Genomic DNA, 12,387 nt, shown 5'->3' on the forward strand with positions numbered 1-12,387 from the left:
CGAACGAAGCGGAGCCAACGCAGCAGATGGCCCCTTATCGGCGTCCGGCCCCGCTCTCAGGCACGTCTCGGGAGCCGGACCGGCCTCCGGCGAATGTGCTGGCGTCGGCTGGTGCTGGCGAGCACACTCGGCAACGGCCTATGGGGGTTCAGCGGACATCCACGTCCGGAGGCGCTCGTGCCGGCAGGGCCGGCGGCGGGCCGCGAGGCCGTGGCGACGAATCGGAACGCGTCGAGGAAGCGCTCCGCCACTCGCAGCAGCAGTTCGAGCACATCGTCTCTTCGATCGACGGGATCGTCTGGGAAGCGGACGCCGCGACATTCGCCTTCACTTACGTCAGCGCGCAGGCCGAACGGCTGCTCGGTTACCCGCGCTCGCACTGGCTCGACGAGCCCGACTTCTGGACGGCGCACATTCATCCCGACGATCGCGAATGGGCCGTCGGCTACCGCATGAAGGCGACCCGCGATCGCCAGAACCACGACTTCGAATACCGGATGATCTCCAGCGACGGGCGCATCGTGTGGCTGCGCGACATCGTCAGCGTTGCCGTCGACGACGGGCGCACGGTGCTTCGCGGCATCATGATCGACATCACCGATCGCCGCGAAAAAGAAGACGAGCTCAAGAAAGCCGAAGAGCGCTACCGCAACCTCGTCGAGAACGTCAACGACATCGTCTTCTCGACCGACCTTTCGGGAATCCTGACGTTCATCAGTCCCCAGGTTTCGCGGGTTTCGTCGTACACGGTCGAAGAGCTTACCGGCAAGCCGTTCGCCAACTTCATTCATCCCGACGATCTTCCGCAGGTCGTGCAGAGCCTGGACGGGGTGATGCAGGGTCACGTCGACAAGCGCGAGTTCCGCTGCGTCGACAAGTCGGGCTCGGTCGTCTGGATGAGCGCATCGAGCCGGCCGTCCTACGAGAACGGCGAGCTCAAGGGACTGACGGGAATCCTCACCGACGTCACCGGGCGCCGTCACGCCGAAGAGGCGCTCGGCAAGTCGGAGGAGCGCTTCCGTCATTTCATCGAGAACCTGAGCGACGTCGTCTATGCGCTCGACCGCGAGGGACGCTTCATCTACTGCAGCCCCGCCATCGAGCAGATTTCCGCGTATACGCCCGAGGAGATTCTCGGCCGTTCCTTTGTGGAATTCCTGCATCCGGAGGACCTGCCGAAAGTGGCCGAGCTCTTCGCCCAGACCCTCGAGGGCGCGCCGACCAAGTTCGAATACCGTGTTTTCGACAAGACCGGCGAGGTGCACTGGGTGCAGGCCTCCGTTCGCGCGACGATCGAGAACGGCGAAGTGCTGGGCGTCACGGGCGTCTTCAGCGAGATCACTGCGCGCAAGCGCACACTGGAGGCGCTCTACGAGAGCGAGGCGCGCTACCGCGTGCTGGTCGAAATGTCGCCCGACTCCATCGTCGTGCACCGCGACGGCAAGATCGTATTCGCCAACAGTGCCGCGCGCAGGCTGGTCGGATCGAAGGACGTATCCGATCTGCTCGGAAAGCCGGTCTTCGAGCTCGTGCATCCGTCGAGCCGGCGTATTGCGGCCGAGCGCATCCGCGAGATGTCGAACGAAGGCCGGCAGGCCGGCCGCGTCGAGGAAAAGTTCCTGCACCTGGACGGCAGCACGATCGACGTCGAGGTGCTGGCCGGACCGATCGTCTTCCACGGGCAGCCTTCGATCCAGGTGATCGTGCACGACATCACCGAGCGAAAGCGCGCCCAGGAAGAAATCAAGAAGCTCAACGAGGCGCTCGAGCAGCGGGTGCGCGACCGTACGGCCGAGCTGGTGGCGGCCAATCGCGAGCTGGAATCGTTCAGCTACTCGGTTTCCCACGATCTTCGCGCGCCGCTGCGCGTGATCGAAGGCTTCGCGAGGATGTTCCTCGAGGAATTTGCAGCGACGCTCGACGACCAGGGACGCGCCTACCTCGAGAAGATCCACTCGACCAGCTCGCGCATGGACCGGCTGATCCACGACCTGCTGGCGTTTTCGCGGATGGCCCGGACATCGATGACGATCGTGGTCGTCGATCTTTCCGAGCTCGCGCGCGGAGCGGCGGCCGAGCTTGCGCAGCAGGAGCCGGAGCGCAACGTGGAATTCGCGATCGCCGAAGGTCTCGTCGTCGAGGGGGACGCCGCGCTCCTCGGCGTCGTCGTCGAAAACCTGATCGGCAACGCGTGGAAATACACGCAGCGTCGCGACGTCGCCCGAATCGAATTTCGCGCGGACCTGGTCGAGGGCGAGAAAGTCTATTCGGTGCGCGACGACGGTGTCGGGTTCGACATGCGTTTCGTCGGCAAGCTGTTCCGGCCTTTCCAGCGCCTGCACGGAATCGACGACTTCGAAGGCACGGGAATCGGCCTTGCCACCGTGCAGCGCATCGTCGAGCGCCACGGCGGACGCGTCTGGGCCGAAAGCGAGGTCGACTGCGGCGCGACGTTCCGCTTCACGCTGCCGCCGATGCACTGGCGCTGAAGCACATCGCGCCTGGCTTCCGCACGTTTACCAAATGACGCGCCGGCCCCCGCGCCTCACCACGTGTCGAGGTTGCACGTCCCGTCGAAATCCAGCGTGAAGTGCAGGGTCTGGTTCACGTCCAGGCTGCCGCCGCCCGGCACGTTGCGACCCTTCATGCCGAGCAGCCAGTACGGCGTCGTCGCGGAGCTGCGATACACCAGCTTGATCCGCACCAGGCCGCCGAGAGAGCCGTCTCCCTTCCACAGGTACCTGCGGCGCACCGGGTCGGCGCGTATCCATCCGGCGTCGCCGGAAGGCACGTCGAAACTCAACGTGCTGGTCCCGTCGTTCACCGACAGCGAGAAGTCCGCATTTCGGGGATCGAGCGCCGAATAGGATGCAGCGGCGTCGTTCAGGTCGGCCTTGTACGTGAACCGCACGGCGTCCGAGCCGATGAGGATGCTGTACAGGTCGCCGCTGTTGCACGTGTCAGGGCAGGTGCAGTCGCCGGCGCACTGGCCCGGACACGCAGTGGCGTCGCTGCCGTCGCACTGCTCGCCGCTTTCCTTGACACCGTTGCCGCAAACGGGAGCGGGGCAGGCGCAGCCGACGCTGCACATGCCGGGGCAGGCGACCGCGTCGCTGCCGTCGCACTGCTCGCCGCTTTCTTTTACGTTGTTGCCGCAGACGGGCGCCGATGTTCCGAAGGCCGTCGTCGTCACCTGGTAGTCGCCGGCGCCGGCCGCGCGCTGGACGAAGACCGACCACGCGCCGGGCGCGGGATTGGGGATTACGCACGCGCCGAAGACGCTGGTGCCGTCTTCCTTGCAATCGTAGCTCGCCGGGCTCGCGCCGGGCCCCTGCTTGACGAAGAAGTTCGGGTTGAATGAGCGGTTGTCCGTGCCGTTCAGCGTGAAGCGCACGACCGACGGCGTGCCAGCCAGCGTCACGGTGAAGCTGTCGCCCGGATGCGCGGAGCTCAGCGAGCCGTGGTTCTGGAAGACGCTGACGGTGGCATCGCCGACCGCTCCGATGCTGCCGCACGTGGATGTGGAGTCGGTGCCGAGCTCGCCGCCGATCCACGTGCGATTGAAATACACGCCCGAATCCCAGCTGTGGTCGGTCGGAAGGCAACTGTCGGACGTGCCCGAAACCGTATTGGCGACGACTTCGGTCGTGCCGCCGAAGTTCATGAACAGCGGTCCGCCCGAATCTCCGTTGCACGTGTCCGAGTTGCTGCCGGCCGGTCCTTCCGGGCTCGTGAAATCCCAGCAGACGAGCTTGTCGTCGCCTTCGCCGCCGGTGTCGGCGGTGTTGCAGTGCGCGGTGACGATGTCGCCGTAGCGCTTGATGCCGTAGTCGCTCGTACCTGCTCCGCTGCCGCCGGTGCGGCCGAAACCGGCGATGACTCCGTCCACGGCCACGCCGATCGCTGCAAGGTCATGCGTCGAGTTGAACGTCGTCGGATCGATCCCGGTGACGGGAGTCGAGAGCTTGAGGATCGCGACGTCGTGGCCCGAAAGACTCGGGTTGTACGACGGGTTGTAGGTAACGGAAGCGACTTGCGAGATGCCGCCGTTCTGGAGGTAGACCCAGTAGTGCGACGCGACCGGATCGTCGAACACGCAGTGCGCCGCGGTCATGAACGTCTGGCAGCCGATCAGCGTGCCGGTGCACTGGGTGCCGGCGTTCGATCCGTTGATCGATGCGGACTGGTTGAAGCTGTAGAGGAGCGCGCCGGTAGTCGGAAAATCCTGGGTGTCCAGGCCGTTGACGATGCTCGGGCCGGGGCCGCCGTAGCTTGCCTGCTCGGCGCCCGCGCGCGCGGCTGCGGCAAGCGTCGTCGCGAGCGCGACTGCGAGCGCGGCGCAAAGACGCAATGTTCGCGATCGATTCAAGGCGTGAGTCCCCCGTGACATACGGCTGCCCGCCGCGACATGCCTCCGAAGAGCGGCGGCGACCGGACCGAGGCTAACTCGGGCCCGGTCGCCCCAGCAAGGGCCTTTTGCCGTGCCGCCGCCGGGTCAGGCGCGATCCGGTCCCAGCCGGACGAGCATCTTGCCGCTGTTGTCGCCGCTGAACAGGCCGAGGAAAGCCTTCGGCGCGCTGGCGATTCCGTCGAGCACGGTCTCCTGCCACTTGATCTTTCCGGCGCCGATCCACGCACCCATGTCCGCGTAGAACTGCGGCACCATGTCGATGTAGTCGGAGACGATGAAGCCCTGCATCTTCAGGCTGCGGCCGATCACGTTGATCAGGTTGCGCGGTCCCGGCGGCGTTTCCAGCGCATTGTACATGCTGATCATGCCGCACATCACGAGGCGGCCGCGGCTGTTCATCAGCTCGAGCGCCGTTTCCAGGTGCTCGCCGCCGACGTTCTCGTAGTAAATGTCGATGCCTTTCGGACACGCCTTGGAGACGGCCTCCAGCAGGCTCGGCGCCTTGCGGTAGTTGACGACGGCATCGACGCCGGCAACGTCGGTCAGCCATCTGCACTTGTCGTCCGAGCCCGCCGAGCCGACGACGTGGCAGCCCTTGATCTTCGAGATCTGCGCAACGACGGAGCCGACTGCGCCCGCGGCGGCCGACACGAACACCGTTTCGCCTTCCTTCGGCTCTCCGATGCGCAGCAGGCTGCTGTACGCGGTCAGGCCCGGCATGCCGAGCACGCCGAGGAAAGCCTGCAGCGGCGCGAGCTTCGGGTCCACCTTCTGGAACATTGCACCGTCGGTACGGTTGTATTCGCGCCAGCCGCCGGCGGCGAAACCGCACACGTACTCGCCTTCGGAGAATCCCTTGTTGCGGCTCTTAACGACCTGCCCGACCGATCCGCCGTCGAGAACCTGCCCGACCTGGAACGGCGGCACGTAGCTCTTGCGATCCATCATGCGGCCGCGCATGTACGGATCGACCGTCATCCAGACGTTGCGGACGACGAACTGTCCGTCGCCGGGTTCCGGCATCTCGGTCTCGACGAGCTCGAAATCCTCTGCGACGGGCATGCCGACAGGGCGGCGCTTGAGGTGGATCTCTCGGTTCTTGGCCATGGTTCTCCTCCGTTCGTAAGTGGGTCGTGGCGGGTTCAGGCATGAACCGCGGGCGGCGCGGTAAATCGATTTGCCATGGTGCTGCAGCGAGCGACTGGCGCCCGGCCCCACGTATCCGCTTCAGCGACTCGTCGCCAGTCCGACGGCCGCCAGCATCACGTCGACCGGCGCTTTTTTGCCTGTGAAAAGGCGAAACGCCGCGGCACCCTGGAACACGAGCATCAGCCGGCCGTCGATCGTCGGCCTGCCGGCGCGTCGCGCCAGCTCGAGGAAAGGGGTGGGTCCGTGCCCGTACGCAAGGTCGAAGTGCGCGCAGCGAGGCGACGTCGCATCGGCGTCGTAGCGCAGGAACGCGCCGCCGCCGAGGCCCACCGGCGTGCAGTTGACGACGAGCGTGCAGCTGCGCAGAAGCTCTGCGTTGGTGAGCGCATCGAGTCCGGTCGCTTCGGCGCCGAACTCGCGCGCGAGCTTCGTCGCCTTTGCCCGCGTGCGATTGGCCAGCACGACGCGCGAGGCGCCGCCTTCGCGCAGCGCGTGCAGCACTGCGCGGGCGCTGCCGCCGGCGCCGATGACCAGCGCTCGCGCTCCACGCACGCGAACACTGCCGTGCTTGAGTGCCGCGGCAAATCCTTCCCCGTCGGTGTTGTCACCGACCATCTCGTCGCCGTCGCGAAAGATCGTGTTGACTGCGCCGATGGCCCGGGCCGCCGGCGTCAGGCGATCGACCAGGCGCGATACGTCCTGCTTGTAGGGAACGGTGACGTTGCAGCCGACGATCCCGAGCGTGCTGATCGCGCGCACGGCGCCGCGAATCTGCGAAGGCTCGCAGCGCAGCGGCACGTACACGTAGTCGAGGCCGAGCGCCGCGTACGCGGCATTGTGCATGCGCGGCGACAGCGAATGCTCGACGGGATGGCCGAGGATGGCGATGACCCGCGTCGTGCCTTCGACGCGGGCCGCAGCGGGCGCGATCGCTTTCTTCGAGCGGCGACTCACGCCTTCGACAACGCGGCGTGGGCCGCGGCAAGCCTGGCCACCGGCACGCGGTACGGCGAGCACGACACGTAATCGAGGCCGATGCGGTCGCAGAAGATCACCGAGCGGGGGTCGCCACCGTGCTCGCCACAGATGCCGCACTTGAGCCCGCTCTTGACGCTGCGACCTTTCTCGACGGCGATCTTCATCAGCATGCCGATGCCGCCCTGGTCGATCGTCACGAAAGGATCGTCGTCGAGCACTCCGCTGTCGACGTATGCCGGCAGGAAGCGTCCCGAGTCGTCGCGCGAAAGACCGAAGCCCATCTGCGTCAGATCGTTGGTACCGAACGAGAAGAAGTCGGCGTCGGCCGCAATCTCGTCTGCGGTCAATGCCGCGCGCGGCACCTCGATCATCGTTCCCACCGTGTAGGCGAGCTTCTTTTTCTTCTTCGCGAGCACGTCCTCGGCAGTGTCGACGACGAGCTTGCGAAGCTTCTTCAGCTCCGAACGCGTCGCGACCAGCGGGATCATGATCTCGGGCAGCACCTTGATGCCTTTGCCCGCGACCTCGACCGCAGCCTCGATGATCGCGCGCGTCTGCATCGCGTAGATCTCCGGGTACGTGATCGCAAGGCGGCAGCCGCGATGCCCGAGCATCGGGTTGAACTCGTGCAGCGCCTCGCCGGTCTGCTCGAGCGCGGCCTTCTTGAGGCCGGTCTTCTTTGCGAGATCGGCATATTCGGCATCGCTGTGCGGCAGGAACTCGTGCAGCGGCGGGTCGAGCAGGCGCACCGTCACCGGCAGCCCGTTCATGGCCTTGAAGATCCCGGCGAAGTCCTTGCGCTGGTACGGCAGCAGCTTCGCCAGCGCCTTCTCGCGGGCTTCGAGCGTCGTCGCGAGGATCATCTCGCGAACGGCATCGATGCGGTTGCCCTCGAAGAACATGTGCTCGGTGCGGCAAAGGCCGATGCCCTCGGCGCCGAATCCGCGCGCGACCTCGGCGTCGTGCGGCGTGTCGGCGTTGCTGCGCACGCGAAGGCGACGCGCCTTGTCGGCCCAGCCCATCAACTTGCCGAAATCTCCCGACACCTTGGCCTGCGTCGTCGGCACCTGGCCCGCATAAATGGCACCGGTCGCGCCGTCCAGCGTGATCCAGTCGCCTTCCTTCAGCGTCTTGTCGCCGGCTTTCATCGAGCCGGCCTTGTAGTCGATGCGCAGCTCTTCGCAGCCGACGACGCAGCACTTGCCCATGCCGCGGGCGACGACGGCCGCGTGGGAGGTGCGACCGCCCTTGGCGGTGAGGATTCCTTCGGCGGCGTTCATGCCGGCGATGTCCTCGGGCGAAGTCTCGTTGCGCACGAGGATCGTCTTCTTGCCGTCGGCCTTGGCGGAAACCGCCTCTTCCGCCGAGAACACCACCTGGCCGGAAGCGGCGCCGGGCGAGGCGCCGAGGCCCTTGGCGAGCAGCGTCTTGGGCGCCTTCGGATCGATGTTCGGATGCAGGAGCTGGTCGATCTGTTCGGGCGCGACGCGAAGCACCGCCGTGTTCCTGTCGATCAGCCCTTCTTTTTCCATTTCGACCGCGATGCGCACTGCGGCGTTGGCCGTGCGCTTTCCGTTGCGAGTCTGCAGCATCCACAGGCGCCCGTCCTCGATCGTGAACTCGAGGTCCTGCATGTCGCGGTAGTGCTTCTCCAGCCGCGCCGCCACCTCGAGAAGCTGGCGGTTGCAGCCCGGCATCACTTCCTCGAGCGACGGAAAGCGCGACGCGCGGTCTTTCTCGGACTTGCCGTTCTGCTTTGCCCATTCGCGCGAGGCGATCTTCGTGATCTGCTGCGGCGTGCGGATGCCGGCCACGACGTCTTCGCCCTGGGCGTTGACGAGGAATTCGCCGAAAAAACGGCGCTCGCCGGTGCCGGGATCGCGCGTGAACGCGACGCCGGTGGCGCTGCTGTCGCCCATGTTGCCGAACACCATCGACTGCACGTTGACGGCGGTACCCCACGACTCGGGAATGTTGTTGAGCTTGCGGTAGACCGTAGCGCGCTCGTTCGTCCACGAGCGGAACACCGCGCCGATGGCGCCCCACAGCTGCTCCTTCGGATCGGTCGGAAACGCGCGGCCGGCCTTCTTCTTGACGGCGGCCTTGAACTCGGCGACCAGCTCCTTCAGGTGCTGCGTTTTAAGGTCGGTGTCGAGGTGCACGCCGAGCTTCTTCTTCTTGGCTTCGATGATGGCCTCGAACGGATCGGCCTCCTTGGAAGATTCGGGCTTGAGCCCCATCACGACGTCGCCGTACATCTGCACGAAGCGGCGGTAACTGTCCCATGCGAAGCGCTCGTTGCCGGACCTCTTCGCGAGGCCCTCCACCGTCGCGTCGGTGAGGCCGAGATTCAGCACCGTGTCCATCATGCCCGGCATGGATGCGCGCGCGCCGGAGCGCACCGAGACGAGCAGGGGATTGGCCGCGTCGCCGAACTTCCTGGCCATCGCTTTCTCGAGGCGCGCGAGCGCGGCGTCGACCTGGGCCGAAAGGGGCTTCGGGTAGCTGCCTGTCTTCGCGTCGTAGGCCGCGCACACTTCGGTCGTGATCGTGAAGCCCGGAGGAACCGGAAGGCCGATGCCGGCCATCTCGGCGAGGTTCGCACCCTTGCCGCCGAGCAGGTTCTTCATCGTCGCGTCGCCTTCGGATCCCTTGTCGCCGAAGAAGTAGACGAGCCTGCCGGGGATGGTCCTGTCTGCAGGCTTCTTCTGCTGGACGGCGGGGGCGGCTTTTGCCGACACCGCTTTGGCAGTGGTGGCGCCGCGCATCAGCTTCTTCGTCGTGTTGGACGCAGTCTTCTTCGTGTTCGTGGTGGCCATGACGGGATGCTTCCTTGCTTGGTGAGCGCTCGAAAATCTCGTGAAGGCGGCCAGTGGGCCGCCGGGGAACTTCAGGCCGCGGGCGCGAGGGGGCCGCGGTATACCGGCGGAGCTACTCGTTTTCGTACGATGTCGAACAGGTCGTCGATGCGCACGCGCTCCTGCTCCATCGTGTCGCGGTCGCGCAGCGTGACGGTCTGGTCCTTCATCGTGTCGTAGTCGACGGTGACGCCGAGCGGAGTGCCCGCTTCGTCCTGGCGGCGGTAGCGCCGTCCGATCGACCCGGCCTGGTCGTAGGAGACTGCAAAGTACGGGCGCAGCATCTCGACGATTTCCATCGCCTTGGCGTCCATGCCGTCGCGTTTCATCAGCGGCAGCACGGCGACCTTGACCGGCGCCAGCGCCGGATGCAGGCGCAGCACCGTGCGGCGGTCGTTCTCGGGGCCGTCCTCGTCGTACGAGTCGACGAGGAACGCGAGCGTTCCGCGGTCGGCGCCCGCCGACGGCTCGATCACGAAGGGAACGAACCGCTCCTTGGTCTGGTCGTCGAAGAACGACAGGTCCTTGCCCGAGTACTCGATGTGCTGCTTGAGGTCGTAATCGGTGCGGTTGGCGATGCCCTCGAGCTCCTGCCAGCCGATCGGGAACTCGTATTCGACGTCGGAGCACCCCTTGGCGTAGTGCGCGAGCTCGTCGGAGGCATGGTCGCGAAGGCGAAGGCGCCCGGGACGAATGCCGTAATCCATGTACCATTGCAGGCGCCGCTGGCGCCAGTATGCGAACCAGCCGTCGTCGCTGCCGGGCGGCACGAAGAACTCGAGCTCCATCTGCTCGAACTCGCGAGTGCGGAACAGGAAGTTGGCCGGCGTGATCTCGTTGCGGAAGCTCTTGCCCATCTGCCCGATGCCGAACGGCGGGCGCAGTCGCGACGAGTTCACGACGTTGATGAAGTTGACGAAGATTCCCTGGGCCGTCTCCGGTCGCAGGTAGACGACGGCGGCCGAGTCCTCCATCGGTCCCATGTGCGTCTTGAACATCAGGTTGAAGCTGCGCGGCTCGGTCAGCTCACCTTCGCATTCCCCGGGCTTCAGGCTCGGCTTCTTCGGGCAGCGCGCGTGCTCGAGGTGGTCGGCGCGAAAGCGCGCCTTGCAGAGCTTGCAGTCGACCATCGGGTCCGAGAAGTTCGCGATGTGGCCCGATGCTTCCCAGGTACGCGGATGCATCAGGATCGAGCAGTCGAGGCCGACGACGTCGGGCCGGGAGCTGATGGTATCGCGCCACCAGGCTTCCTTGACGTTGCGCTTGAGCTCGATGCCGAGGGGGCCGTAGTCGTAGCAGCTCGAAAGTCCTCCGTAGATCTCGGAAGACTGGAACACGAAGCCCCTGCGCTTGCAGAGGTTGACGACTTTTTCCATCGTCACGACCGACGCGGCGGCGGGGGACTGGCTCTGGGCGGATTCGGCCACGGGCTCTCCTGCTTTCCCGCTGCCGGAATGCAGGGGAATCGCCGTGTATAGCGCGGCTGGGGCCAAGACCAAAACGCGCATCCCGGCTGCCGTCCGGCGCAGCGGCAACCCACCGTTCACGGCGCCATCGCCTTTTGTCCCGCGTCAGGCTTTCGACACCTTGTAAACGAGCGTTCCCGTCGCGACGACGCCCGCTTTTGCCGTCCGCACTTCCGCGCGACAGAACACCGTCGATCTTCCGCGCTTGGTGATCCATCCTTCGGCCACGGCGTCCTCGCCGACGATCGCACCGAGGTACTGCACCTGCATGTCGATCGTGAGGAATCGGTGCGGCTCTTCGTAGGCGCTGGCGATGGCGGGCACGACGACGGTGTCGATCAGCGTTGCCGTCGCGCCGCCGTGCACGACGCCGGCCGGCTGGTTGAGCTGGCTGCGAAACGGCAGGCGCATGCGCGCGTAATCGGTGCGCACTTCCTCGAGCACGATTCCGACCATGCCGGGAAAGTATTCGGGGCGGCCCGGCGCGAAGCCGGCGAAACGCTCGGCGCGTTCGGCGCTGAGCGGTGCAAAGCGTTCGGCGCGCGGGGCAAGGCTCGTAGTGTCGTCACTCATGGCGCGCGACCATAGCGACGGGACGGGAAAACACGAGCGCTGCGGCGGAGGCCGGGCCCTGGCGGACGGTCGACTCCGCCCGCGGCTCCTGCTCAAAGCGCGGCATGGGCAAGTCTCTGGACGGCAAGGTAGCCCTCGTGACCGGCGGGTCGCGCGGGATCGGCAAGGGCATCGCGGCGGCGCTGGCGGGAGCCGGCGCGAAAGTCATGATCACGTCGCGCAACGCCGAGAGTTGCGAGAAGACGGCGGCCGAGATCGGCCACGCAGTCCAGTTCGAAGCCGGCCACGTCGGCAGGCCCGAGGATGCGGAGCGCGTCATCCAGGCCACGCTTTCGCGCCTCGGCGGCCTCGACATCCTCGTCAACAACGCGGCGACCAACCCGTATGCAGGCCCGACGATCGACGTCGACATTCCGCGCTGGAACAAGACGCTCGACACCAACCTCACTGCTCCGCTGGTTTGGATCCAGCTTGCGTGGCGCGCGCGCATGAAGGAGCGCGGTGGCTCGATCATCAACATCTCGAGCGTCGGCGGGCTTGCGACCAATCCGATTCTCGGCGTCTATGACGTCACCAAGGCGGCACTGATCCACCTGACCAAGCAGCTCGCCGCCGAGCTCGGCCCGAAGACGCGCGTCAACGCGATCGCACCGGGACTGATCAAGACCGATTTCGCGCACGCGCTGTGGGCCGAAGGCCGCGGGGAGCAGGTGGCAAAGGCCTATCCGCTGCGTCGCCTCGGCGAGCCGGAAGACATCGCGGAGGCGGCACTTTTCCTCGCGGACGACGTTCGAAGCGGCTGGATGACCGGCAATACGATGGTCATCGACGGCGGCGGCCTCGTCGGGTTCCAGAAGGTCGGATGAACCGGCAACGGCCTCGCGCACGAGATGCGCGCGGCCGGCGCCTTCGGAGGCGTGCAGCGATCGCGCTGCCGCGCACGCCTCGACCG

Annotated in this window: 8 protein-coding genes; 2 read left to right on the forward strand and 6 right to left on the reverse strand. The window is 66.3% G+C overall.

The annotated features are described in order from the left end of the window. Positions 1–140 precede the first annotated feature (140 nt). On the forward strand, positions 141–2,489 hold the full coding sequence (locus VGK20_10620) for a PAS domain S-box protein (protein HEY2774486.1): 2,349 nt from the start codon (positions 141–143) through the stop codon (positions 2,487–2,489). A gap of 56 nt (positions 2,490–2,545) precedes the next feature. Here the strand turns inward: VGK20_10620 and VGK20_10625 are convergent, their stop codons facing one another. The 6 genes from VGK20_10625 to VGK20_10650 form a co-directional block, all read right to left on the reverse strand. Then, positions 2,546–4,369: a trypsin-like serine protease gene (locus VGK20_10625; GenBank protein ID HEY2774487.1), complete on the reverse strand. Its 1,824-nt coding sequence runs from the start codon at positions 4,367–4,369 to the stop codon at positions 2,546–2,548. A 126-nt stretch (positions 4,370–4,495) separates the two neighbouring features. Further along, positions 4,496–5,518, reverse strand: a complete 1,023-nt coding sequence (locus VGK20_10630) for an NADP-dependent oxidoreductase (GenBank protein HEY2774488.1) — start codon at positions 5,516–5,518, stop codon at positions 4,496–4,498. A gap of 120 nt (positions 5,519–5,638) precedes the next feature. After that, positions 5,639–6,514 (reverse strand): shikimate dehydrogenase, encoded by an 876-nt coding sequence (gene aroE, locus VGK20_10635; GenBank protein ID HEY2774489.1) that lies wholly within the window; start codon positions 6,512–6,514, stop codon positions 5,639–5,641. Beyond that, positions 6,511–9,225 (reverse strand): pyruvate, phosphate dikinase, encoded by a 2,715-nt coding sequence (gene ppdK / locus VGK20_10640; GenBank protein HEY2774490.1) that lies wholly within the window; start codon positions 9,223–9,225, stop codon positions 6,511–6,513. The genes aroE and ppdK overlap by 4 nt, the downstream gene beginning before the upstream one ends. Positions 9,226–9,428: 203 nt before the next feature. Further along, complete coding sequence (locus tag VGK20_10645; protein ID HEY2774491.1) at positions 9,429–10,772, reverse strand: glycine--tRNA ligase; 1,344 nt, start codon at positions 10,770–10,772, stop codon at positions 9,429–9,431. Between the two features lie 195 nt (positions 10,773–10,967). Next, positions 10,968–11,435 (reverse strand): PaaI family thioesterase, encoded by a 468-nt coding sequence (locus VGK20_10650; GenBank protein ID HEY2774492.1) that lies wholly within the window; start codon positions 11,433–11,435, stop codon positions 10,968–10,970. Between the two features lie 104 nt (positions 11,436–11,539). On the opposite strand from VGK20_10650, the gene VGK20_10655 reads away from it, so the two are divergent. Beyond that, a complete protein-coding gene (locus VGK20_10655) occupies positions 11,540–12,301 on the forward strand; it encodes an SDR family oxidoreductase (protein HEY2774493.1) in 762 nt (253 codons plus the stop codon). Positions 12,302–12,387: the final 86 nt, after the last annotated feature.

This window comes from Candidatus Binatia bacterium (genome assembly GCA_036493895.1).
Lineage (GTDB): Bacteria > Desulfobacterota > Binatia > UBA1149 > CAITLU01 > DATNBU01.

Bases quoted from the DNA above. Each gene is read 5' to 3' on its own strand.
- VGK20_10650 (HEY2774492.1), bottom strand. From the start codon at position 11,435: ATGAGTGACGACACTACGAGCCTTGCCCCGCGCGCCGAACGCTTTGCA.
- VGK20_10655 (HEY2774493.1), top strand. From the start codon at position 11,540: ATGGGCAAGTCTCTGGACGGCAAGGTAGCCCTCGTGACCGGCGGGTCG.
- VGK20_10645 (HEY2774491.1), bottom strand. From the start codon at position 10,772: ATGGAAAAAGTCGTCAACCTCTGCAAGCGCAGGGGCTTCGTGTTCCAG.
- VGK20_10620 (HEY2774486.1), top strand. From the start codon at position 141: ATGGGGGTTCAGCGGACATCCACGTCCGGAGGCGCTCGTGCCGGCAGG.
- VGK20_10630 (HEY2774488.1), bottom strand. From the start codon at position 5,518: ATGGCCAAGAACCGAGAGATCCACCTCAAGCGCCGCCCTGTCGGCATG.